The sequence below is a fragment of the Paenibacillus sp. GCM10027628 genome (genome assembly GCF_042676385.1).
Lineage (GTDB): Bacteria > Bacillota > Bacilli > Paenibacillales > NBRC-103111 > Paenibacillus_E.
Genome location: NZ_JBHTHA010000001.1, coordinates 72,286 through 97,547, shown reverse-complemented (window position 1 = coordinate 97,547; position 25,262 = coordinate 72,286). Strand labels below are relative to the sequence as shown.

The following is a 25,262-nucleotide window of genomic DNA, read 5'->3' as shown; positions in this document are numbered from 1 at the left end:
CAAGCGTCGGATAGTCGTGTGGAAGTTGCACGGCTATCCGAACTATTTTAAACCGAGTTTCTGAAACGGGGTTTGACACTATGGCCAATATCGCAAAACCGATGAAAAGAAGGGGAATCAGAGGAGAAGGTACTTGGGGATATGCATTCATCGCCGTCGCTTTGGTCGCTTTTGCGATGTTTACCGCATACCCGGTCGTGAGCGCTTTTATTATTAGCTTTCAAGCATATAAGCCTCTCGGTTCCACCTTTATTGGATTCGACAATTATACCAATACGCTAAAAGATCCTTTGTTCTGGAAAGCGATGCGCAATACAGTCGTCTATACGGCTCTGACAGTACCCGTCAATTTGCTCCTGTCCTTGATCATCGCTATTTTGATTCTTCCGCTCAGGAAAAAGACGCAGTCGTTCTTTAAAGGTATTTACTATTTGCCTGTCGTAGCTTCCGGCGTTGCTTTGTCGGTCGTGTGGCTGTGGATATTTGACGCCATGCCGGGAGGGATTCTCAACCAGTTCTTGCATTTCTTTGGCATCGGCAACCAAAACTGGCTTGGCGCAAGCAGCACTTCGATGTTCTCATTAGTGCTGATGTCCTGGATGTCCAGTCACGGCACAAGTATTATCATCTACCTCGCCGGTTTACTCGGCATTGATGATACCTATTATGAAGCAGCCGAAATCGATGGTGCCAATTTTCTTCAAAAGCTGTGGCACATCGTCGTTCCTTCCCTGAAACCGGCTACGCTGTTTTTGCTCGTGACCGGGGTGATCGGTTCATTTCAGGTGTTCCAGAACGCCTATCTGATGACAGGCGGAGGACCGGACAACGCAACCACGATGGTTGGCTTGCTGATTTTCAATAATGCGTTTACTCTATTCGACTTCGGGAAGGCTGCTGCACAATCTCTGATTTTAGCCTTAATCATCGCAGGAGTCTCATTAATTCAATTCAAATACGCAGGTAAAGACGTCGAGTTTTAAGAGAGGGGGATCAAAATGGCGTTGTACAGCAATCATACGGGAAATCCAAAAGTAAAACACATTCGGAATACGATCATTTTTATCGTCCTTCTCCTTTTTGCTCTGGCGACGATATTTCCGATTTATTTTATGATCATCTCTGCGTTTGGCGACCCGGTTGAAGCAGGAGCGGTAGACTATACCATTTGGCCAAGTAAATTTTCGTTCGATTCCTACAAGTTTTTCTTCGCTTATAGCGAGTATTCGTACCGCTGGATATTGAACTCGCTGATCGTGGCCACCACGGTTATGGTCTCCAATGTGGTTTTTGCCAGCATGGCGGGGTTTGCATTTTCCAAACTCCGGTTTAAGGGAAGAGGCCCCCTGTTTGCCTTGCTGCTGGTTGCCATGATGATCCCATACCAAGTAACCCAGGTGCCGCTCTATATTCTGATGGTTAATGTCTTTGAGCTGCAGAATACGTACACCGCGTTAATTATTCCGAGTATTGTTACGGTCTATAATATTTTTCTCGCCAAGCAGTTTATGAGCGGAATCCCCTCCGAAATTCTGGAGAGTGCCAAAATTGAGGGGTGCAGCCAATTCCAAATCTACTGGAGGATCATCCTTCCGTTGTCTAAAACCGTTTTGGCCGTTATGGCGATTCTTACCTTTATGGACAGCTGGAATACGTTCTTCTGGCCGCTTCTCGTCACCAATACGATGGAAATGCAAACGATTCAGGTCGGGTTGAAAAACTTCCGATTCGCCAATACGACTTATATCTCGCCAATGATGGCAGGTGCTACAATCTCTGCGCTTCCTATGTTTATTCTCTTCTTCAGCCTGCAAAAGTACTTCCTGGAGGGCGTAACCGTCGGAGCGGTGAAGGGCTGATAACCCGGCATGCGCATTTGCTGGATTCCTATACGGTTGGAGGTATCACATCGTCATGATCGTGCCTTGGGATCATCAATATACACAAGCAGTCATTGCCTTATGGAATGAGGAAGCTGTTAAAGAAGGATATAAAGAGCTTACGGAAAAAAGTTTCGGAGACATTTTTTTGTCCAGCCCGTACTTTGACGGGGACAATACGTTTGTTTTACTGGAAGACGATACAGTTAAAGGGTTTGCGTGCGGGTGCACGGGCGATGATCTTCCTCTAGGGGAGGTAGCAGGCTATATCACTTGCATCGTTTTATCCGCCACCCATAAAAGCAATGAAAACTACAGGCTGATGTTGGATGCTTTAGAATATCGCTTCAGGCAATTGGGCAAAAAGCAAGCCGACATCCTGTTCTTTAATCCGATGTGGCTGCCGTGGTATATACCGGGTACCCCTAAACATGAGCATAACAACGCACCGGGCGTGCCGGTCGATAGTCAATTTTATGAATATTTATTAAGTACAGGATACGTGGAGCGAGCCAAAGAATGTGCCATGTATTTGAACCTTACGGGATTCACAATTCCGGAGGATATAAGGGCGAAGGAAAAAAAAGCGGCGGTTGACGGTTACACGGTGGAATTGTTCGATCCATCCAGGCACTACGGCGTGGAAGAAATGCTTCGCGGATTGAATAACGCTTTATGGCAGAGAGAAATCGCTCAATCCACGTCAGCTGGTGTGCCTGTGGTGATCGCCGCGTTTCAGAACCAGGCAGTCGGATTCGCCGGTCCGGTCATTCGTCAGGAGAATGGCCGGGGTTATTTTGCCGGCATCAGCGTACATCCTGATCATGAGGGACATGGCCTGGGCACGATTCTGTTCTTTAAGCTATGCGAAGCGTTCAGTGGTATTCAGACGGAATACATGTCGCTCTATACCGGAAGCACGAATCCGGCAATCCGTATTTATGAGAAGGCCGGCTTCAAAACCGTAAAACAATTTTCTGTCATGAGAAGGGAGTTAGCGCGATGAGTGAAAAGTTAACGATTCTGGCCATCGGTGGACACGTGGGCGATATGGAGCTAACGGCTGGCGGCGTACTGGCAAGCCATTCTATGAAAGGCGACCGCATTGTGACGTTAGCGCTCACAGCAGGCGAACGGGGCGTTCCCGCAGGCAGGGATATGTTGGATTATCGTGCGCAGAAAGTGAATGAAGCCAAGGGTTTCGCCGAGATGCTCGGCGGTGAAGCTATCGTCTTCGACATCCCGGATGGCGAATTGCAGGATGATCAGGAAATGCGTCTTAAGGTGTGTGACGTCATCCGCCAGGTCCGTCCGAATGTGATCATCACGCATTTTAAAAACAGTATGCATAAAGATCATATGACAACGCACCGCATTGTGAACGATGCCCGTTTCTTTGCCGGACTCCATTCTTTTGAACGGGAGCTTCCTTCCCACTTCGCCTCCAGACTTTATTATGCCGAGAACTGGGAAGATGCGGTTGACTATAGACCTTACGTTTACGTGGATTTCTCCGAAGAAGCCTATGATTTATGGGTTAAGGCCGTATCCTTGCATTGGTTCGTGACGGGCAGCAAGTCATTTCCTTATCTGGAATACTACAAGCATTTGGTAAGAGTTCGCGGGATAGAAGCCAGAAAACAATATGCGCAGACGTTCATGATTCCGGAAGAAACGATACGTGTACTTAAAACCGAACTATAAATATGGCTAAAAATGACTGTAACAAGGCAATTGTTACAGTCATTTTAAATCAATCAAGAATTCGGGAGGCCGTTATGATACGAAACGGTATCGATTGTATTGGGCAATATGCCCATCTGTTTAAAGGAAAACGATTGGGACTGATTACGGCACCTACCGGATTAAACCATGATCTTGTCTCGACGATTCAAATTTTGCATGAGAATTTCCATATGGCAGCTCTTTTTTCGCCGGAGCATGGGGTGCGGGGAGATCAAGCTGCCGGAGCCTATGTGGACACTTATCTGGATCCAATGACGAATGTGCCGGTGTATAGCTTGTATCGCAGGGATTCCAAACGTCTGAGCAAGGAAATGCTGGATGAAGTCGATATGGTTGTTTATGATATTCAGGATGTGGGAGCGCGGTATTATACCTTTATTTATACGATGCTATATGCTATGGAAGACTGTGCGAAAGCAGGCAAGGCGGTTGTTGTCTTGGATCGGATCGATCCGCTGGACGGGGTGACGGTAGAGGGCAATCTATTAAAGCGGGAGTATCAATCGTTTGTCGGCAACTATCCGCTTTGTGTGCGCTACGGTCTGACAGCCGGCGAAGTGGCGACAATGGCTAACGACCAAATGAACTGGAATTGTAACCTGCATGTGGTGCGCTGCGACGGTTGGGAGCGGAAGATGCAATTCCCGGATACTGGACGTACGTGGATCATGCCTTCTTTGGGGATTCCCCGGTTTGACACGGCACTGCTGTATCCCGGCACTTGCATATTTGAAGGCACCAACATTTCGGAAGGAAGGGGAACCACACTACCTTTTGAGATGGTGGGAGCTCCGTTCATCGATGCGCAAAAGCTGGCGGATGAAATGAACGGCAAAAAATTGCCCGGAGTTGTATTTCGACCGGTCTATTTTAAGCCTACTTTTTCTAAGTTTCAGGGAGAGCAATGCGGAGGCGTGCAGCTTCATGTGCTGGACAACCGAGCGATTCAGCCATTGGAAACAGGAATTACGCTCATGTACGCCATCAAAATGAACTATGAGCAATTTGCGTTTCTGCCGCCTGTAAGGGAGAACGCCAGACCTTTTATTGATTTATTGTGCGGGGATAGGCTGTATCGTGAAGAAACGGTGGATGTTCAGGCTTTGCTGGAGCAATTCCGTGAAGAAAGCCGGGAGTTTGCTGATATGAAAAAGCAGTATCATCTGTATTAACGCTTAGGAGATGACCATATGAAGAGATATGTAGCCGGACTGGATGGCGGAGGTACGAAAACCGCTGTGACGGTAGCCGATGAGAGAGGGCTAGTCGTGCACACCTTTACATCCGGTGCGATTAACTATAATGGACAGGACGAGATAAGTGTCCGCTCTACTCTGCAAGACATTTTTGATACGATAGCCCGGGTATGCGGAGGACTAGAGCATTGCGCGCAAATTTGCATTGGTGCGGCGGGGGTCAGCAATCCAACGGTGGTTACCCGGCTGGAATCGAATGTCAGGGAATGCGGATATCAAGGCGCATTATTCATTACTGGCGATCAGGAAACGGCGCTTACCGGCGCGCATGACAGCGAATACGGCATCATTCTCATTGCGGGTACCGGATCCATCTGCTATGGAAAAAATGAATCGGGGTTATCTCATCGTGCCGGTGGTTACGGCTATCTCATTGATGACGAGGGCAGCGGCTACAGTATAGGTCGGGATCTGCTCACTGCATTAGTGCGGTCCCACGATGGCCGTTTGCCCGAAACAGCCATCACGGGAATGGTCTATGAGCAGCTTCAGATGGAGTCGGTTCAGCAAATTATCCGCTTTGTGTATGACAAACATACCAATAAAAAGGATATCGCCGCTTTGGCGCCCATCTTATCCGATGCCTGTGCTTTAGGCGATCAAGTGGCATTATCGATTGCGAACAAGAGCGCATCTTCCTTATTCGAGCTGGTGGGTCCAGTAGCGGAAAGACTGACTCTGCAAGAAGGAAGCCTGGCAATGGCAGGGAGTGTGCTTTTGAAGAATGACTATGTGCAGAAAACATTCGTAGACCTATTGAAACATCGCTATCCTGATATGCAATGTTTTGCCGCCAGAAAGGATGCGTCCAGCGGTGCGGTTTTGATGGCGTTGAACCGATTAAAATAAGAACCGATTAAAATAATTGAACTTAACATGAGAAGCGGGTTCAGGAGTCAGTTTTGTTAGATGAGGGGAGAGACAGAGGATGAAAGATGTCCAATCGATGACGCTGCGGGAGAAAATCGGTCAGATGATCCTATGCGGGTTCGTCGGCACGGAAGCGACCGACGAGTTGGAGGCGCTGATCGCTGAGCACCACATTGGCGGCGTCATTTATTTTGCGCGTAATGTGGTGAATACCCAGCAGGTTGCTGAGTTATCTGACAACCTGCAGCAAATAGCGGAGCGCTCGAGTACATTGCCGCTTTGGATTTCGATCGATCAAGAGGGAGGCATGGTCGCTCGTATTACGGAGGGCGTTGCCCTGATGCCTGGGCAAATGGCTCTGGCGGCTGGAGCCTTTGGGACGGATGCAAAGGATGGCGCTGAAGCGGGGCAAGGAATAGGAGAAGGAGCAAGAGTAGGAACAAGGCAAGGGGTAGGAGTGGAAAATAATTGTAACGGAGTTTATGAAGCTGCGTTGATTTCCGGATCAGAGCTGAAGGCTCTCGGGATCAATATGAACTTTGCTCCCGTGCTGGATGTGAACAACAATCCGGATAATCCGGTGATTGGCGTCCGTTCGTTCGGCGAGTCGCCGGAACTTGTTGCCTCTTTTGGACGACAGGTTGTTCAGGGTTTTCAGGAAGCCGGCATCGTGGCGACGGCCAAGCATTTTCCCGGTCACGGCGATACGAATGTGGACTCCCATCTGGACTTGCCGACGATTGCGCACGAAGCTGAGCGAATCCGCTCGGTGGAGCTGGTTCCCTTCGTCGAAGCGATCCGAAGCGACGTCGATGCGATTATGTCGGCGCATATTTATTTCCCAGCATTCGAGCCGGAAAAGCGGCCGGTCACGCTATCGAAGGCGGTGCTCACCGGTCTGCTCCGCGAGGAACTGGGCTTTGCAGGCGTGATCATGACCGACTGCATGGAAATGAATGCCATCGCCGAGCACTACGGCACCGTGCCGGCTGCTGTCATGGCGGTCGAAGCGGGGGCTGATCTGATCCTGATCAGCCACAGCCGCGACCGCCAGATCGCCGCCATCGCGGCGATCGAGCGCGCCGTGCGCGAAGGGCGCCTGACCGAAGCGCGCATAGACGCTTCGGTCGCCCGCCTGCTCGCGCTGAAGCAGCGGCGCGGCGTGCTCGCTTCGCGGCCGGGCGCAGCGGCCGCGCCCGCAGTCGGGACCGCGGCGCACCGCGCGGTCGCTCAGCGCCTCAGCGAGGCGAGCATCACGCTCGTCAAGGACGAGCGGCAGCTGCTGCCGCTGAGGCGCGCCCGAACGCTCGCGGTCACCGTGGCCGCAGCCGTTTCGTCGGGCGTCGACGAAACGTACGCGGGCCCCGCGAGCTTGGGGGCTGCGCTGGCCGAGCACGGCCTTGACGTGCTCGATTGCGTGCTCCCGCTGCGGGAAGTCGGCGAACGCAGCTCCGCTGTGCTCGCCGACGCGCTAGCTGCGGAACAGATCGTCATCGGGACGTATAACGCCCGATTCCATCCCGAGCAGGCCGCGCTGGTACGCGACCTGCAGGCGCTCGGCAAGCCGCTGGTCATCGTCGCGCTGCGCGTGCCGTACGACTTGCTGGAGCTGCCGGAGGTTTCGACCTTCATCGCGGCCTACGAAAGCCGGCCGCTGGCGCTGCAAAGCGCGGCCCGCTGCCTGCTAGGTCAACTGACGCCGACGGGCCGTCTCCCCGTTTCACTCGGGCCGGACTATCCGGCGGGTTGGAGATGGGAGGCCGGCGAGTGATGCTGAGTCTGAGAAGCCTGTTAGATCGTACAACGCTTACCATTGCCGGCATCATGTCGGGTACTTCGCTCGACGGCATCGATGTTGCGCTTGTCCGTATCGACGGCTGTGGTATCGAGACAAAGGTGGAACTCATCCACTTTGAAAGCTTTCCGTACGAAGCGGAAGTACGTGAGAAACTAAAACAATTGTGCTCCGTCGAGCATTCCGATGTAGCCCAGCTGTGCGGCATGAACTTCGCCATCGCCGAGCGCTTTGCGGAGGCAGTCATTCAAACCGCCGCCGCAGCCAAGCTCCCCTTGGAGGAGATCGATCTGATCAGCTCTCATGGGCAGACGGTTTGGCATATCCCCGAGGCGGATCGGGCCCATCCATTTCTGCCAAAATCGACGCTGCAGATCGGTGATTTGTCCGTTATCGCCAAACGTATGGGCAAACCCGTTGTCGGGGATTTCCGAACCGCCGATATGGCGGTTGGCGGTCAAGGCGCTCCGCTTGCGCCTTATGGCGACTTCATCTTATTCAGAGATGCGTTGAAAGGCCGCATCCTTCAAAATATAGGCGGAATCGGCAACTGCACAGCGATTCCAGCCTCAGCTGATGCCAATCAGCTCATCGCCTTTGATACGGGACCAGGCAACATGGTGCTTGATCAGGTTGTCTACGAACTGTCCCAAGGTCAGTTAACTTATGATGCGGACGGTGTTTGGGCAGCGAGGGGTCACGTTAACACGGAACTGCTCAGTGAAATGCTGGCGCATCCTTACTTTCAGCAGCTCCCGCCAAAAACAACAGGCCGCGAACTCTTCGGTAAGTCCTACGCTTCCTCATGGCTCATAACGGCCAAGCAGAAGAGACTTATATGGGAGGATATCGTTGCTACAGCAACAGCTTTTACCGCGCATTCCATCGCTCGCGCCTACCAAGCGTTCATTTTCCCGCAATTCGATATTGCGGAAGTGATCATTAGCGGTGGCGGAGCGCACAACCGAACACTCCTTCGAATGCTCGGCAAGCTGCTTCCGCAGCAAACCATCCTCACATCGGATGAATTTGGCATTTCGAGCGATGCCAAAGAAGCGATTTTGTTCGCCTTACTGGGCAATGATTGGATTCACGGCGTGCCAAACAACCTTCCCTCAGCAACAGGAGCTGAGCGATCCACCATCATGGGCAAGCTTGCTTTACCTTAATGCATTAACATTACTGAACTGCCCGAGCTTCCCGGCTCCGGGCAGCGTTTATTTTTGTTTTGGGAATTAGGCAAGATGCTGATTGTTGGTCAATAAGCATTTATTTGGAACCTCATTCGTGTGTGTTTGGTTGTTTTTTACACTTAGGAGTCCGTCACCTTCGTCTGCTGACAGCACTCACTCACTCAAACACTCACTCAAACACTCACTTGCTTACTCACCTATTCACTTACTCACTTACTCTCTATTAGCGAACTAACGTTCCCTAATAGAGCCCGAATAGACGCTAAAAGTGGAGGAATCGCCGTCCAGGGGGTGATTAAAGAACAAAGGACCATAAATAAAGAAAATGGTTCTTTGATTAAAGACCTTTGTTCTTTCGAGCCCCTTTTGGAACATACCTTCAAAAAAATTGCGTCCAACAGGTACGCTATCAGCGACCCATAGTCTCTAATTTGTTGGCTATATCTAAATCACCCGCAAGGTGACTATGCCCGGTACTGGATTTTGATTTGTACTAGATTCTGATCTCTACTGGACTTTGCTCTGTATTGGACTTTGCTCTGTATTGGACTTTGCTCTGTATTGTTTGCTCTGTATTGTTTGCTCTGTATTGTTTGCTCTGTATTGTTTGCTCTGTATTGGACTTTGCTCTGTATTGTTTGCTCTGCATTGTTTGCTCTGTATTGTTTGATTTTGATCTGTATTTGATTTTGATCTGTACTGGATTTAGATCTGTACTGGATTTAGATCTGTACTAGTTATTGATCTGTATTGGATTTTGTCCTTAGATTAGAATTTATTCCAATCGATTTTGTCCTTCAATTAGAATATATTCCAATTTGGTCTGCATGCATTTGAAAGTCCCTCATTGACACGACCACAATTTTTCTATACATTTGAAGCAAATCGATTGTTTACAATATGATTAAAGGAAAGGATACTTGTCTTATGAGCAGCAACGAGTTTCTCAAATTGGAAAATCAGCTTTGCTTCAGTCTCTACGCAAGCTCGAGAGCGATTACACGGATGTATCGGCCGTTTCTTGAGGAGTTGGGGATCACTTATCCGCAGTATCTGGTGCTCCTGGTGTTGTGGGATCAGCAGGAAAGCACGGTGAAAGAGCTTAGCGATAAGCTGGACCTGGATTCAGGCACCCTAACGCCGATGCTGAAGCGAATGGAAGCACAGCAGCTTATTAAGCGGCAAAGATCGACCGAAGACGAACGGGTTGTCATTATTCGCATCACGGAAACAGGGCTCGCACTCTATGAAAAGGCGCTGTGCATTCCACAATCATTGCTTGCCTCCAGCGGCTTGTCCCCTGAGGAGATTTACAACTTTAATGAACAGTTAAAACGTATCATTAGCAGCGTCAATGCGAGCAATTAGTTTCTAAATCAAGGGGGGATTTTTGTTGCCAAGGTTAACGGTAAGAGGCTTAACTACGGATCAGCTTTGTCTCATGAGCGAGGCGCTAATTGAACAGCTTGCATCCATTTGCGAATGCGGGGTGGATAACTTTATTTTGGAATGCATCCAGCATCCGACGATTTTTGCCGGTAAAATCGTAGAAGCCTATCCATTTATCGAGGTTGCCTGGTTTGAAAGAGGGCCTGTCATTCGCGACCAGGTTGCTAAAGCGATAACAGACCATGTTCTTGCTCTCGATATTACGGAAGTCGAGGTCGCATTTACCACATACGAGAAAAACGCTTACTACATCAATGGAATCAGCTGCGAGTAGTCCTATGCAATAATTCGGTCAAGCAAGGAGGTTTGAAGTGAAGGTCAAACGAATCGTAGCCAATATAGATACGCAGCATATCTCGGCGGCTAAACGCTTTTACCAGGACGTGCTCGGTCTCGATTTATTGATGGATCATGGCTGGATTGCTACGTATGGCTCGCAAGAGGAGATGGCCATCCAGATCAGTTTCGCCTCGCAGGGTGGCGCCAACACGCCAACGCCTGATCTATCGCTTGAAGTCGATGATGTTGATGCGGCGCTTGAAGGGATGAAAAATGCCGGATTTCCGATCGAATACGGACCGGTGGATGAGCCATGGGGCGTTCGGCGATTTTATGTGCGCGACCCCTTTGGCAAGCTCATAAACATTCTTGCTCATACAGCATCCAACTGATGCCTTTATGATGTGTTTGGCGGTCATTTGCCCAGTTAGGCTCACATATGGATGATTTTCGTCAAATATGTGCAGTCTAATGGCGGAGGTGAAAGAATCATGGACGAGCAAAAGGAAACGGTCACTTCATTCGATCCTAAAACCGGTCAATCCAAGGAAGTTAATGTTGTCTTGGATCATGCCCGTAACGGCGGGATGAAATACTCAGTCGAAGAAACAGAGAAGAATAATCAACAAACAGGCATTGAAGAATAGATAGAAAGCGCATGCTGCTAGAGGGTCTTCCCTTTACAACATGCGCTTTCTTCATTTTGCTTCTATTCGTCGATATCTGCCCTGCAAGTTGCTGGACTCGTTTGGTCGGAGCTAATGTGAAGAGCAACATCCAGATTATAATCATCCGTTTGCTCCGATTTATCTCCGGCAATAACCGTAGATTCCGAATTTTGTTCAGTTTGACTTTTCCGATTCTCCATACTTTTCCTCCTTCCATTCGTATAGCCTAATATGCTTCGTAAAAAAGAGACTTATACGTTCGGCTTTTTTCATTCATCATTCCTCATTCCGCTTATGCTCAATCTGCAGCCCCTCGACATGACGTTTGCTCATCTGTTTTCGCTTCTTTCGCGTATCTTTTGATTCAAACACGATGTCCATATCGTAAGCTTCGTCCGGATATAGTTCGCTGCGTGCGATGTAAAGCGACAATCGCTTGCGGTTGATGCGTACTTTCTCTTTCTGAATTTGCACTAAGATGTTTCCGCGGTCATCCGGCTCGCTGCATACGATACCCCTTCGACGGAGTGAATGGACCCATACGCAGTCACCGATAGCGAAGCTAGTTTGTGGAGATCGCGCACGTTGCTTTTGCGTCGGGACCTTTACAGGTGTTGCCGCAACGTTAGATGCAACTGCAGGCGCTTCGGATGAGCGAAGTGTCGCCTCGTACGTAATCTGCTTCGATCTATCAATGAGCTCCTGAGGCATACCGAGCTTTTGTGCGATATGGAAAGCATAAGAGTTGCCTGCTTCACCGATCGTCAGCTTATAAAGGGGCTCAAGCGTTTCCGCATCGAACTCCATACGCGCATTTTCGAAGCCCGGCGCAGCGGAGGCAAATTTCTTGATTTCGTTAAAATGCGTCGTTGCCATGACCGTCGCGCCGCGGCGATACAGTTCCTCAAGCACGGCGATCGACAGGCCGATTCCTTCGCCCGGGTCGGTCCCTGAGGCGAGCTCGTCGAGAAGAACAAGCGAGGAAGGCCCGGCTTCCTTGAGGATACCGATTACGTTCTTTACATGTGACGAGAACGTGCTGAGCGAATGTTCCAGACTTTGCCCGTCGCCAATATCTGCCATAACGGAACGGTACAACGCAAACTCGCTCCCTTCACCGACCGGTACGAGCAAGCCTGACTGTACCATAAGCGTCAGCAATCCGACGGTTTTCAGCGAAATGGTTTTGCCTCCTGTATTCGGCCCTGTTATGACGAGCGCACGGAAGTCGTCTCCAATGTGGATATCGAGCGGTACGGATTGCTTGCCAAGCAGCGGATGACGAGCGCCGTAAAGAGAGAGGCGGCCACGGTCGTTCAACGTAACGGCACGTCCGTCGATGGTCCGCGCAAACTTCGCTTTTGCGAACACAAAATCATAGTGGCCGATCGTTTCCAGATTGATTAAGATTTCATTCTTATTGATTTCTGCCAGATCCGTGAGTTCACTAAGCACCTTGGTTTCTTCGGCAGCTTCCTCGGTCTGTAGAAGCGATAATTCGTAAAGCAGGTCTGCGATATCGGACGGCTCAATAAATACCGTCTGGCCGCTTGCCGACTCGTCCAGTACGGCACCTCCGACCAGTTTGCGGTATTCCTTCTTTACCGGCAGCACATAGCGGCCGCCTCTGGTTGAAATGACGCTTTCTTGCAAATAGCTGCGATACTTGGACATAGCCATGTCGAGCTTTTTGCGAATTCGCTCGTCAAGAATATTCATCTTCTTGCGAATACGCGTTAAGGCAGCGCTCGCTTCATCGGCCACTTGACCGTGGCGGATGCAGCGGTGAATCTCGCCTAAAAGTTCACGCAGTTCATATAAGGACAACGCGTATGAGGCGATGCGCGGGGAGACGGATTCCCTCTTTTTCATAAATGTTTTAAGTTGCTGTGTGCTTTCAATGAATCTGGCGAAATGCAGAAAGTCCTGCGGCGTGAAAATAAATCCTTTGCCGAATGAGCTGATCAGCGGCTCTATTCCTTCCAGGGCTGGGATAGGCACGCTTGCGCCGTGTGCGATCACAAGAACCGCTTCTTCCGTCTCTTGAAGCAGAGTCTTTACAACCGACAGCTCATATTTCGGCTCCATGTTCTCGATGTGGGCACGGCCCAAATAACTCATGGCAAAATCGGCCAAACGCAGCTTAATACGGTCATATTCCAAACGTTGATAAGTGGATTTGTTCAAGGGTAAGCCTCCTTTTGGGTATGAAAAAAAACGGACCGGAAACAACAATCGTTTCCGGTCCGCTAAGGGAGAAACCATGTTCTTAACCGCATCACATGCAATCTGTCCTAAGAATACGACAAAACAAACCGGCCTGAATGGACGGTTGAATGGCGTAAGCCAAGATCAACAAATTGCATTATGAAATTGCTAGTTAAGAACGACCTCAGACATGAATAACTCTCCTTTTGTGTTACTTATATTGCTAGATACCTTTATATTATGTGCACCGAAACAGTGAATCAACGGGAAACAATCCCTATAATAAAACTTTCCACAAAAATGGATCGAAAGCATACGGTCGTAGACCCATCATCCCGAATTTTGCGTGTACTGTCTTCGAAAATCGTTCGGTGTAATTCCGTTATGCTTCTTAAATTTTCTATAGAAATAGGAGTCGCTCGTAAATCCGGTTTTTTCCGCAATTTCAGCCACGGAAAGGGAAGAGTGGAGAAGCAGCTCTTTCGACTTGTTCATGCGAACATCATGAATCACATCCGTAAGTGCTACCAATGTATGCTGTTTATATAAACGGCTAATATAAATCGGCGACATATCGAGCTCATCGGCGATGGAGTTCAAGGACAGATTCTGGTTGGCGTAGTCTCTCTCGATAATGTCATTCATCCTTTTGATCAATTCTACGTGCTTCATGTTTCTTTTTTCATCCAGTTTTTTATGCAGCTGATCGAACAACCGATAAAATTGGACATTGATTTCCTCAATGGTTTCAACCTGATTCAAGGAGACCATTGTCGAATCCAGATACAGGTAACCGGTAATCGCATTATTTTTATTGACCGTATGGAGTACGTTATTGACCGTTAACGTTAAGTGGGATACGGCTAATTGAATGACCGAATAAGGATACTCTGCGGTTTCTTGCACAATCTCGGAATAGATAGCTCCGGCTTCGGCCGTATCCCCGGTCATTAAGCTATCAACTAATTGCTTTTCCTTCTGGGCAGGAAATTTATATTCCTTCGATCTGTAGCTCATAATTTCCTCGGACCAAATGATGCAGCCATGGCCTCTGAACATCCTGTGCTGTGAAGCTTCCAGCAGCTGCTTATAGAGATGAATACAAGGACCCGCTTGCGCTTGTAGAGGACTTACTGTAATGGAAACAGACAACTTGATATAAGTTGCAATAGAGGTTTGCATCTGATGAAGCATTTCCATGAATATCTCCTGGTTCCATTCGAAATCGGCGTCCTGGGCGGTAAGCAGCAGAAGGATATGGTCGTCCCCCATATCAACGGCTTCAGCTTGAAACGCGGGTGCGCTGACCTCTGTGCCTATATTCATCACGGCATATCGCAGTAATTTAAACTGATCTTGATATTGTTCAAGATGTTCCGCGAAACGATCGATTTTGACCATTAGCAGCAGCGATGGATGCTGGATGTTGATTTTTGATCCAAAGTATCGCAGCTTCTCCTGTAAGGCAGCCTGATGATAACTTTCTCTTCCTACAAACATATTTCTCAGGAAATCTTGCCGCAAGATTTGCAAATGATCTCTTTTCTCAATTTCCAATGTTTTCAAACTGCGTATGACTTTATCGATCGGATCGAATAGCTTGCGCGACATAAAGATGGAAACGAGCAGACCGGCCAAGAGAATGGTTAAACCAATGTAAATCGTCTTCGTTCTCATGCTTTTTATTTCTTGGGTAATAATCGAGTAAGGCGTGGTGCGTACATACCGCCATCCGAGCGAATCTGGAGCCGTGTAGGAGATAAGTGACTTAACCCCGTCTACGTGATCCACAAAATAACCTGGGGATAAAGCGTTTGCAGTAATTTTTTGAATGTACGATTTGCTAGAGTAATCGCTTAACACCGGGTTGTTTCGATCGGTTGAAAGAAGAACGCCGTCTTTATTCATAATAAACTCGCTGGTGAAATGGCTGTTTGGCATGTTTTTCAACGACTTATTAATGAACGACTCTGAGATATTTACGATAACCGCAGAATTCAAGGTTTTATTCAGATTGATTGCATCGTAGCACAAATAGGAGTAAATACCGACCTTAGACACCGTAGGCTGGCTACTATCAGCCGGATTAAACGTTCTGGGTACGGGTAAAAAAGGCGTGTAATCCTGAAAATGATCCAAAATATCGACCATGCTTTGATCGCCTAGGGTGGATTTGGTTTGAATGCCGCTTTGAGAGTTGTTGGAACTTACATAGAAAAGCTCCGATTTTCCGTTGTACACATAAATGGAATCGATGAACGGCATGGCGAAGCGATAATTGTTCAGCTGTCCCATAGCGTTGGTTACATCATAAATATCCGGCTTATCGTAAAAAAGCAGCTTCGTGATCGCGAAATCCCGATAAATTTGAAAGGAAAGCGAGGTAGCGGTTTCGGTTACTTTGAGAATTTCCTGACTGGTCTGCGTGAGGCTGTTGGAGTCGGATTCATATACTTGTTTGAGCGCGATATTGTCGAAATTCACGTAAAGGATGGTAGAAGACACAAGCAGAGTGATGACAATAGACAGAATGATGCTCATTAAAATGTTCCGGTAGACATGTTTATTGTCCTTCGTGCGCTTCATCAATTGCACAGCCTCCCTTCTCGTTCGTAGGAAAAGTATATCGTACCCCATTTGCTCATGCAATGGAGCCGGAGAGGCAAAGAGGGCCAAAACCCGCTAAAAATACGATAAATCCATGAATGTTTAAAATGTACATATGCCATAGCGGGGCTCTTCCTCCACATTTTTCATAATGATCGCATAACTTCAGTATCGCTGATGGTTCGGCCATGTATATAATTCGAGCATGACATCAAGCAGATCATGATCAAAATCATGTAGGGAGGTTTCGCAGCATGCTACGAAAGAACGGCTTCTTATACGAGTTAAACAAAAACAAAATTTTGTTTCTCATGATAGCGCCAACCTTATTATTCTTTTTCATTAATTCTTATGTGCCGATGGTGGGGATCTACTATGCTTTCACGCGATTCGATTTCAATGGGGGGCTATTCGGAAGTCCATTTGTCGGATTGGAGAACTTTAAATTCCTTTGGAAGTCAGGAGCGCTTTGGTCACTGACAAGAAATACGGTAGCTTACAACGTTGCGTTTATTATCTTTGTGAACGGCGCTGCGATCTTTTGCGCGATATTGCTGAGTGAAATGAAAGGCAAGCTTTTTAAGAAAATTACGCAGTCCGTTATGTTTCTGCCTTATTTCATCTCTTTCGTATTATTGAATGCGATCGCTTACAACATGTTCAACTACGATACGGGCTTTGTGAACACGACGCTAAAATCGCTAGGGTCGAATCCGATGGACATTTATAACACGCCTGTGGCCTGGGTTTTTCTATTAGTTATTTTTTATGTGTGGAAAAATTTGGGATATACAATGGTCATTTACCTTGCCACCATTACAGGTATCAGTGACGAATACTATGAAGCTGCCAAAATCGACGGGGCGAACATTTTCCAGCGGATCTGGTACATTACACTACCGATGCTCAAGCCAACGTTTATCATTTTGCTGCTCTTTGCCTTAGGAAGTATTATGAAAGGTCAATTTGATCTCTTTTATCAGCTCATCGGCAATAACGGGATCTTGTACAATACGACGGACATATTGGATACCTACGTATTTCGTTCGCTGAAAGTGACCTTTGATATCGGGATGGCGACATCAGCCGGATTGTTCCAATCTTTTTTCGGTTTCGTTTTGATTATGACCGTGAACTATTTCATTAAAAAATCGAATGAAGAATATGCGCTTTTCTAGGAGGTGTTTGCATTGAGAATCAAAAGTCTCGATTCTGTTCTTTTCAATATCATTGCTTATACGATCATTGTGCTTATTTCAATTGTCTGTATCTTTCCATTTCTCCTTCTTTTATCCGGATCGTTTACGGACAATGAATCGATTGTTCGCGACGGGTATCATTTGTTTCCGAAGGTATATTCCCTCGCAGCTTATGAAGCCGTTCTGACTTTCCCGCAAAAAATACTGAAGGCTTATGGGGTGACGATCTTCGTTACCGTTGTCGGTACAACGCTCGGATTGTTCATGATGACCATGGCCGGATACGTTTTGCAAAGAAAAGATTTCAGATACCGCAATCAGCTGTCATTTTACATTTACTTCACAACGCTGTTTGGCGGAGGTCTTGTGCCTTGGTACATCATGATCACCAAATATCTGCAGTTAACGGATACGTATACGGCGCTCATTTTTCCGGGACTGATGACGCCATTTCTTATTATTTTAATGAGAAGCTTCATTAAATCTGCAGTCCCTGATGAACTGACGGAATCATCCAAGATTGACGGTGCCAACGACTTCACGATTTATTATCGCGTCGTGCTGCCGCTTGCGATGCCAGGCATAGCAACAGTCGGGTTATTTCTGGCACTGCATTATTGGAATGGCTGGTTCTCGACTTCCCTGTTTATCAACGACCAGGAAAAATATGAGCTGCAATATTTCCTTTATAACATCATTAATACAGCAGCAGCCGTATCGCAGCTTGGCGTAAGTACAGGAGTGTCGTTTGGACAGGATATCCCTACGGAGTCGACCAAACTGGCGATGGCTATGATTGTCACGGGCCCGATTCTCTTTCTATATCCGTTCGTACAAAGATTTTTCGTTAAAGGATTAACGATTGGCGCTGTCAAAGGTTAGAACTGAAGAGGAGTCATTCCGTCAGCTAACATATATCATTCAATCATAAAAAGGGAGGATTCACATGAAAAGTAACCCCAAAAAGATGTACAGCGCGTCCATGGCGCTAGTGCTCGCAGGCTCCATCGCTGCCGGCTGCAGCAGTTCTACCGCACCCGCTGCCAGTCCTGCTGCAGGAGCGCAAGCAACGAAAGCGCCTGAGGCATCCGCAGCCGCCAAGCCGGCGGGGCTTGATACATCCAAGAAGGTGGAGCTGCAATTTTATATGTTAGGCCCAGCTCCTAAAGATCTTCCGGTTATTGAAGAAGAAATCAACAAGCTTGCGCTGAAGGATCTGAACGCGACGGTCAAGTTTAACTTCACGACCTGGACAGATTGGGATCAGAAGTATAAATTGCTTTTGTCGTCCGGACAGCCGATCGATTTGATTTTCACCGCTGACTGGACGCAGTATCAAGCCTATGCGAAAAAAGGAGCTTTCCTGCCGCTTGACGATTTGCTCCCTAAAGCAGCTCCGAAATTAAACAGCTTCGTGCCTAAAGATATGTGGGATGCCGTAAAAATCGACGGTAAAATTTATACCGTTCCCGCTACCTATAAAGAGTATGTGACAACGGGCTTTATCTGGCGTGAAGATCTACGGGAGAAATTCAATTTGCCGAAGCCGGACTCGCTTGCCAATTTTGAAGCTTATTTGGACGGCATCAAGAAGAATGTACCGGATATTACTCCTTTAGCAGCAAATAGCGATGTCAAACAGAATCTTTCCGACTTGTATAAAAACTTAACGATCGACCCGGTCGGAGCGCTTCCATACGGTATACAAATTCCTTATAAAAATCCTACCGAAGTCACTTCCTACTGGGGTTCGCCAGAGCATTTGAATGAGCTGAAAACACTCAAAAAATGGCAAGATAACGGATATATGACCAAAAACGTGCTGAACGTTAAGGATTCTATGACGGATTTGATTATTAATGGAAAAGCTGCAGCGAACTTAGGGGATAACCCTAGCCGCTTTAACGATCAAAAGCTCAAAGTCGCTGCTGCGCATCCGGACTGGAAGCTTGAATACTACTCGGCTCCGCTAATTAAAGGGCACGCAGAACCCGTTCACCCGATCCACAATGGATTTGCGATTCCTAAGAGCAGCAAGAACCCTGAAAGAGCGCTTGCTTTTTACGAAAAAATGGTGACGGATAAAACGTACAATCTGCTGACGCAGTATGGTATCGAAGGCAAGAACTATAAAGTTGACAACGGCTACTATACCATGATTGGCGATACGAATAGCAACGGCTTCCCTAGAGAAGGCATGCAAAGTTGGGCTTGGAGAAATCCGGAATTCATGCTCTTCGATAAAGGTTATGATGGTGTTAAGCAAATCTTCCAACAGCTGGACAAAATCCAATCTCCTGATAAGTTCACAGGCTTCGCTGAAGACTACACGAGCTATCAAGCCGAGAGAGCCGCATTGGAACAAGTTGAAAAGCAGTATCTATATCCGCTTGAAGCAGGATTGGTAGCGGACGTAGAAGGCGGACTCAAAACCTTCATGGAAAAAGCCAAAGCAGCCGGACTAGAAAAGATCCAGGCCGAGTATAAGAAACAATGGCTGGAATATGTGAAAAGCTCAGGGATTAAATAATTGAAATCGTGTGGCCTTCTGGTAGATTAACGCTGCCTGAAGGTCTTTTTTTGCATTCAGGTATGATACAATAGGTTACATCCTATCAACTAGAGAAGAGAGATTAAGAGATGACCTACTTTGTTTATATCCTCATCAACAATATTGTTCCAATCAGTATTATGATTGCTATTGGCGCTGCGATGTACCGCGCATTCAAAGTGGATATTCGTACTTTGTCCAAACTGAATTTCTATGTATTTTCACCTGCTCTCGTTTTCGTCAAGCTCTATGAATCCGAAATGAACTTGCACGTCCTCATGCAGGTTCTCTTATTTTTTGTGCTGTTTTTCAGCCTGCTTTTTGCACTGATCGAAGTTGTAATTCGAGTCAAAAAAATGCAAGGCGGCATGCGCAGCGCGATGCGCAACAGCGTCATTTTTTACAACAGTGCGAACTATGCCATTCCGCTAAACCAAACGGTATTCGCCGGCAACACATACACGCTCTCGATTCAAATCGTCATTATGATCATGCAGACCCTGATCCCGAATACCTATGGCATTTACACGGTGAATGCGCATAAATCCACCTGGAAAGCGACGATGAAGACGATCATCTCGCTTCCGGTTATTTATGCGATTCCGGTTGCCATATTGCTTCGCTATTTTCACTTGCCCGTACCGCATTCCATCTATTTGCCGTTGCAATATATCTCAGGCGCATTCATGGCGACGGCTTTGCTCACACTCGGCGTGCAGCTAGGCGGCATGAAGTGGGAATTTCATTTTTCGAATGTGCTGGTTTCCAATATACTAAGGCTTGCAGTCGCTCCTGCTCTGGGGTTTCTCATTGTTTGGCTGCTCGGCATTAATGGGCTGACGGCCAAAGCACTGGTGCTTTCTTGTGCCGTGCCTACTTCGCTAAGCAGTGTACTGCTTGCTATTGAGTATGACAATGAACCGGAATTTTCATCGCAAGCGGTGTTCACCTCCACATTATTCAGTATGTTCACGATTCCTGTCGTGATCTTTTTATTGGATTTTATGTGAATGTTGAAGAATAGCGCTTCTTTTTGCAGGAAATTCGACAATTTAGCGAGAATTGTAGCCATATGATCAGAAACTAAGGGGGCTGTCCGTTTTGAAGTATCAATTTTGTCAAAAAGTTACGATCGTAGACATGAATGAAGAGGTGTTATCGGAAGTTTTATTTGAGCATGGAGAATTTGAATCTACCGCACTGTCCATCGGTGCATCCGTTCTGATTTACCAACTAGGCTTGAAACAATTCGATGTCGTTTATGACAAAAGAGAGGGTAAAACCAGTCGTTACAAAGTAGAAGACATTGAGATTGACTTGATCAAAAAACCTACCGTAACGCGCGTTTTCCTGGAACCGGTTAGACTGATCGTCGGTCAGCATGATATCGGAGAGTTTAGCTAAAACCACTCTATAGAATTGCTGCCTGAAGTCCCATCCATGAAGGTGGAATCCTTGCCGCAAATCAGCTATGATAGGAAGGAATATCTACATGGATGAAGGAGTAGACGAGCATGATGAAAATCTTTTTGTTCCTGGGCAGCGTGAATGCATTCTTATCCGTTGCTTTAGGAGCTTTCGGCGCGCATTATTTGAAGCAAAAGCTGACACCGGATAAACTCGACGTTTTCCATACCGGCGTGCAGTATCACATGATTCATGCGCTTGCCCTTATTTTGATTGCGATCTTATCGGACAAGCTTAGCCACAGTTCAATGGTCCAAGCGTCAGGTTGGGCAATCTTTATTGGCATTGTCCTGTTCTCGGGAAGTTTATATGCTTTGAGTTTGACGGGGCTTAAGTTCTTTGGGCCTATTACCCCGCTTGGGGGAGTCAGCTTTTTGGTAGGATGGATTCTTCTGGCGATAGCAGCTTGGAAATAAGATGACGCAATAAGACAAGAGTCGGATAAATCCGACTCTTTTTTCTTTTCTTTATGCCTTTAGCAGGAAAAAGCGCAGTTTATGTAGAATTATTATGCCGAATTGAAAAGATCATTCTTCCTCACTCGAAAGGAAGGGAAGCATGGCAGAATTCACAGGGAATCCATCTAATAAAAGGAAACAGATTCCAGAGGAGCTTGGTCTACTCACAGGCGATGATCTGTTTCATCATTCTTTTGACTGCGCAGCCATCGGTATGGCACTCGTAAGTTTGGACGGCAGATTTCTCATGGTGAATGCAATGTTATGCAACCTGTTCGGTTTTACCGAAGAAGAATTGGTAGGCCGACATTACAGCGAATTTTCGTATCCTGATGATAGGGAGATCGATTTGCAGCTGCAGGAACAAGCTGTTCAAGGACAACGGCATTCTTTTCAAGTGGAAAAACGTTACGTGCACCGGGATGGTTCAGTAATTTGGGGAATTCTCAGCGTATCGCTGGTCAGAGATGAAGACGGCAAGCCTCTATACTATGTCTCTCAAGTTCAAGATATTACAGAACGGAAGCTTAATGAAGCGACAATCGATGAATTACATAACAAAAACCAGCTCATCCTTAATGCAGTTTCAGACGGTATTTTCGGCATCGACGAGCATTTGGGAACGATATTTTGGAATGATGCGGCCAGACGATTAACAGGTTATACATACGAAGAAATGCTTGGTAAAAATCCTTATCTCATCTTGACTGGGGCCTGCGAAGCGGGCGAATTGATGAGCCCCTCGAACAGCTCCCCTTTATACAGAACCATGCTGGAAGGGGGGTGCGATTGCAATTCGAACGAGATATTTGTCAAGAAAAATGGTGAATCTTTTCCTGTCGAATATATGACCTCGCCGATGTATGATAACGGACGTAAGATTGGTGTAGTGATGACGTTCAAGGATATAACGGAACGGCAAAAAACAGAAGAGATGCTGCGCAAATCCGAGAAATTGTCCGTTGTCGGGCAGATCGCGGCAGGGGTCGCACATGAGATTCGCAATCCGCTCACATCGCTGAAGGGATTCATTCAATTCATGCAATCTGGTGCGGCGAATAAACCGGAATATTACGAAATCATGATGTCCGAGCTTAGCCGAATCGAGCTCATTATTACAGAGATGCTGGTGCTGGCAAAGCCGCAGATGGTTCGCTACCAGTCTAAGAGCATCGAATCGATATTGAACGGTGTAGTGACCCTTCTGGAAACGCAGGCCCATCTAAGCAACATTCAAATCCACCTAGTTGCCGAGCGGGATTTGCCTCTTGTCCTTTGTGAAGAGAATCAATTGAAACAGGCGTTCATTAATCTTATCAAGAATGCCATAGAAGCTATGCCGGATGGCGGTCCAATCGATATTTTTCTGCGGGCAGAAGGTGCCAGACAGATTCGAATCGTTCTCCAAGATAGAGGCAGCGGGATTCCTGAGGATGTGTTGGCCCGGTTGGGGGAGCCGTTCTATACGACGAAGGAAAAAGGCACGGGGCTAGGCATGATGATTACGTATAAAATCATTGAAGATCATCACGGATATTTATTAATAGAAAGTAAAGTGGGCGAAGGAACAGTCGTCACCGTAACGCTACCCATTCATCTATGACGGTGCTGTAGAAGGAGGACAACCTGTGAAAAAGCGGGTATATGTAGGCGGGTATCTCATTCTCGTCGTATTCGGAAGCCTTTACATAAAGCCGTATGCTGCGTGGATTTGTATACTAGCCTCTCTGATGCTGCTCGTTATATGGCGCTGGAGCGATAGCAGCACGAAAGCATCGATAGCTCTAAAGGCGCAAGACCACGATCATCAAAGTGTACTCGATTCCCTGTTCGAGCATAATCCTAATGCAATCGGTATTTTTGACGGAGGCGGACAGTTCATTCGAATCAATCATGCAGCCGAGACCATTATGGGATATAGTGTGAGCGAACTGATGAATCAGTCCTTTTCTTCCTATGTGACAGCGGAATGCTCGGAAGTTACAACTAGCTGTTTGGATCAGGTTTATGCGGGCGCGCCGACGACTTTTGAAACCGCTGTACTGCATAAAAGCGGCTATAGGGTTGATCTGCATGTGACAGCTGTTCCTGTGCTCATTCAGCCCGAAACAAACGGCAGTATTTTAATCTGTCAGGATATTACAGAGCGCAAGCGCGGAGACGAACAAATCCGGTATATGGCCTATTATGACGATATGACCGGACTGCCGAACCGCCGGAAATTTAAGGATCATTTGAACGAATCGATCGTTTTGTCGAAGTCTAAGGGGCAGAAGCTCGCTGTTTTCTATCTGGACATTGATCGGTTTAAACTTGTAAACGACAGCTTTGGCCACGATTACGGCAATATGCTGCTGTTGCAACTGGCAGAAAGATTCACAAGATGTGTAACGGAAAATGATTTTCTCGCTCGGACAGAAGGTGACGAGTTCGCATTCTTCTTTGCTAACGTAGCGGATTCAAATGATGCGATTGCGCTGGTTGCCGGCATCAACCGGGTGCTGGAGAAACCTTTTCTGCTTGAACAATATGAGCTTCATGTCACGGCGAGCATCGGGATTGCGATCTCCTCCGAAGATGCCGAAGATGCGGAAACGTTAATGAAATATGCGGACATCGCCTTAGCCAGAGCTAAGGAAAAAGGACGCAACGATTTCCAAATCTTCAACTCCGATATGAAGTCGGTATCCATTAATCGGTTGAAACTTGAAAACGAGCTTCGCAAGGCGATCGCCGGGGATGAATTCATTCTCTACTACCAACCGCAGGTGGAGATTGAAACGGGCCGCATCGTCGGTATCGAAGCGCTGATTCGTTGGGACCATCCGGAGCGGGGCATCGTATCGCCGAATCATTTTATTCCGTTCGCTGAAGAATCGGGACTCATTGTGCCGATTGGCGAATGGGTGCTGCGTGCCGCATGCAAGCAGAATAAGGCATGGCAAAATCAAGGCTTCCCGCCGATGCCGATATCGGTCAACCTGTCGATGCGGCAATTTTTCCAGCATAACCTCAAAGGCAAGATTAGTTATGTGCTGGAGCAAACCGGCTTGGACCCGCAATATCTGGAGTTGGAAATTACGGAAAGCATGACGATGGACGTGGATCATGCCATTCAGTGCCTGCTTGAGCTCAAAGAGCTTGGGGTGAACGTCAGCATCGATGACTTTGGTACCGGATACAGCTCTCTCTATTATTTGAAAAAATTCCCGATCGATAAGCTGAAAATTGATCGATCGTTTGTCCGCGATATTATGGTGGATCCGAACGACGCGGCGATCGTAGCGACCATCATTGCGATGACCCACCACCTGAACTTGAAAGTCATTGCCGAAGGGGTAGAAACGGAGGATCAGCTGCGCTTCCTTCATCAGAACCGCTGCAATGAAGTACAGGGATACTGGTTCAGTCCGCCGGTAAGCGCCGGTGAAATCGAAAGCATGCTGAGCAGCAACGCTCATGCGGCGGCTGCTAATGAGCCGACATGATAAAAAGAAGGGTATCCCGTATGAGGGGATACCCTTTTTACATCGTTACTGATTCGAAGTGAGCAGATGCTATACCTTGTATCCATCCTAAGTCGCACATAAATGGATTTACACGCAAAAGGACCGTCAGGGAAGTCCCCGACGGTTT

23 protein-coding genes are annotated in these 25,262 nt (G+C 47.4%); 20 read left to right on the top strand and 3 right to left on the bottom strand.

What is annotated here, in order from left to right; all coding sequences use genetic code 11:
• Window positions 1-80 precede the first annotated feature (80 nt).
• From ACFQZT_RS00490 to ACFQZT_RS00435, 12 genes are all read left to right on the top strand, one after another.
• Complete coding sequence (locus tag ACFQZT_RS00490; RefSeq protein WP_379295458.1) at window positions 81-983, top strand: carbohydrate ABC transporter permease; 903 nt, start codon at window positions 81-83, stop codon at window positions 981-983.
• Between the two features lie 15 nt (window positions 984-998).
• A complete protein-coding gene (locus ACFQZT_RS00485) occupies window positions 999-1,859 on the top strand; it encodes a carbohydrate ABC transporter permease (protein WP_379295456.1) in 861 nt (286 codons plus the stop codon).
• A 55-nt stretch (window positions 1,860-1,914) separates the two neighbouring features.
• Entirely contained in the window at window positions 1,915-2,886 is a 972-nt protein-coding gene (locus ACFQZT_RS00480) for a GNAT family N-acetyltransferase (protein WP_379295454.1), read from the top strand.
• On the top strand, window positions 2,883-3,584 hold the full coding sequence (locus tag ACFQZT_RS00475; protein ID WP_379295452.1) for a PIG-L deacetylase family protein: 702 nt from the start codon (window positions 2,883-2,885) through the stop codon (window positions 3,582-3,584). The genes ACFQZT_RS00480 and ACFQZT_RS00475 overlap by 4 nt, the downstream gene beginning before the upstream one ends.
• 74 nt (window positions 3,585-3,658) lie before the next feature.
• Window positions 3,659-4,798 carry an exo-beta-N-acetylmuramidase NamZ family protein gene (locus ACFQZT_RS00470; protein WP_379295450.1) on the top strand — a complete coding sequence of 380 codons (1,140 nt, stop codon included), beginning with the start codon at window positions 3,659-3,661 and terminating at the stop codon, window positions 4,796-4,798.
• Between the two features lie 18 nt (window positions 4,799-4,816).
• A complete protein-coding gene (locus ACFQZT_RS00465) occupies window positions 4,817-5,731 on the top strand; it encodes an N-acetylglucosamine kinase (RefSeq protein WP_379295448.1) in 915 nt (304 codons plus the stop codon).
• A 79-nt stretch (window positions 5,732-5,810) separates the two neighbouring features.
• A complete protein-coding gene (locus ACFQZT_RS00460) occupies window positions 5,811-7,523 on the top strand; it encodes a glycoside hydrolase family 3 protein (RefSeq protein WP_379295446.1) in 1,713 nt (570 codons plus the stop codon).
• Entirely contained in the window at window positions 7,523-8,716 is a 1,194-nt protein-coding gene (locus ACFQZT_RS00455; protein ID WP_379295748.1) for an anhydro-N-acetylmuramic acid kinase, read from the top strand. The genes ACFQZT_RS00460 and ACFQZT_RS00455 overlap by 1 nt, the downstream gene beginning before the upstream one ends.
• Window positions 8,717-9,667: 951 nt before the next feature.
• Window positions 9,668-10,108 (top strand): MarR family winged helix-turn-helix transcriptional regulator, encoded by a 441-nt coding sequence (locus ACFQZT_RS00450; protein WP_379295444.1) that lies wholly within the window; start codon window positions 9,668-9,670, stop codon window positions 10,106-10,108.
• A 25-nt stretch (window positions 10,109-10,133) separates the two neighbouring features.
• Window positions 10,134-10,463, top strand: coding sequence for a DUF1904 family protein (locus ACFQZT_RS00445; RefSeq protein ID WP_379295442.1), 330 nt, complete (start codon window positions 10,134-10,136; stop codon window positions 10,461-10,463).
• A gap of 37 nt (window positions 10,464-10,500) precedes the next feature.
• Entirely contained in the window at window positions 10,501-10,860 is a 360-nt protein-coding gene (locus ACFQZT_RS00440; protein ID WP_379295440.1) for a VOC family protein, read from the top strand.
• Between the two features lie 99 nt (window positions 10,861-10,959).
• Window positions 10,960-11,115 (top strand): hypothetical protein, encoded by a 156-nt coding sequence (locus ACFQZT_RS00435; RefSeq protein WP_379295438.1) that lies wholly within the window; start codon window positions 10,960-10,962, stop codon window positions 11,113-11,115.
• Window positions 11,116-11,177: 62 nt separating this feature from the next.
• Here the strand turns inward: ACFQZT_RS00435 and ACFQZT_RS00430 are convergent, their stop codons facing one another.
• From ACFQZT_RS00430 to ACFQZT_RS00420, 3 genes are all read right to left on the bottom strand, one after another.
• Complete coding sequence (locus ACFQZT_RS00430) at window positions 11,178-11,336, bottom strand: hypothetical protein (protein WP_379295436.1); 159 nt, start codon at window positions 11,334-11,336, stop codon at window positions 11,178-11,180.
• A gap of 76 nt (window positions 11,337-11,412) precedes the next feature.
• On the bottom strand, window positions 11,413-13,323 hold the full coding sequence (locus tag ACFQZT_RS00425) for an endonuclease MutS2 (protein WP_379295434.1): 1,911 nt from the start codon (window positions 13,321-13,323) through the stop codon (window positions 11,413-11,415).
• Window positions 13,324-13,674: 351 nt separating this feature from the next.
• On the bottom strand, window positions 13,675-15,930 hold the full coding sequence (locus ACFQZT_RS00420; RefSeq protein WP_379295432.1) for a helix-turn-helix domain-containing protein: 2,256 nt from the start codon (window positions 15,928-15,930) through the stop codon (window positions 13,675-13,677).
• A gap of 275 nt (window positions 15,931-16,205) precedes the next feature.
• On the opposite strand from ACFQZT_RS00420, the gene ACFQZT_RS00415 reads away from it, so the two are divergent.
• From ACFQZT_RS00415 to ACFQZT_RS00380, 8 genes are all read left to right on the top strand, one after another.
• A complete protein-coding gene (locus tag ACFQZT_RS00415; RefSeq protein ID WP_379295430.1) occupies window positions 16,206-17,129 on the top strand; it encodes an ABC transporter permease in 924 nt (307 codons plus the stop codon).
• Between the two features lie 12 nt (window positions 17,130-17,141).
• On the top strand, window positions 17,142-18,032 hold the full coding sequence (locus ACFQZT_RS00410) for a carbohydrate ABC transporter permease (protein WP_379295428.1): 891 nt from the start codon (window positions 17,142-17,144) through the stop codon (window positions 18,030-18,032).
• Between the two features lie 64 nt (window positions 18,033-18,096).
• On the top strand, window positions 18,097-19,680 hold the full coding sequence (locus ACFQZT_RS00405) for an extracellular solute-binding protein (RefSeq protein ID WP_379295426.1): 1,584 nt from the start codon (window positions 18,097-18,099) through the stop codon (window positions 19,678-19,680).
• Between the two features lie 110 nt (window positions 19,681-19,790).
• Entirely contained in the window at window positions 19,791-20,711 is a 921-nt protein-coding gene (locus tag ACFQZT_RS00400; RefSeq protein ID WP_379295424.1) for an AEC family transporter, read from the top strand.
• A 91-nt stretch (window positions 20,712-20,802) separates the two neighbouring features.
• The gene (locus tag ACFQZT_RS00395; protein ID WP_379295422.1) at window positions 20,803-21,105 is read left to right on the top strand and encodes a hypothetical protein; all 303 of its coding nucleotides are present in this window, start codon (window positions 20,803-20,805) and stop codon (window positions 21,103-21,105) included.
• Window positions 21,106-21,218: 113 nt separating this feature from the next.
• The gene (locus ACFQZT_RS00390) at window positions 21,219-21,584 is read left to right on the top strand and encodes a DUF423 domain-containing protein (RefSeq protein WP_379295746.1); all 366 of its coding nucleotides are present in this window, start codon (window positions 21,219-21,221) and stop codon (window positions 21,582-21,584) included.
• 142 nt (window positions 21,585-21,726) lie between these two features.
• The gene (locus ACFQZT_RS00385; RefSeq protein WP_379295420.1) at window positions 21,727-23,229 is read left to right on the top strand and encodes a PAS domain-containing sensor histidine kinase; all 1,503 of its coding nucleotides are present in this window, start codon (window positions 21,727-21,729) and stop codon (window positions 23,227-23,229) included.
• 25 nt (window positions 23,230-23,254) lie between these two features.
• A complete protein-coding gene (locus ACFQZT_RS00380) occupies window positions 23,255-25,114 on the top strand; it encodes a putative bifunctional diguanylate cyclase/phosphodiesterase (RefSeq protein ID WP_379295418.1) in 1,860 nt (619 codons plus the stop codon).
• Window positions 25,115-25,262 lie beyond the last annotated feature (148 nt).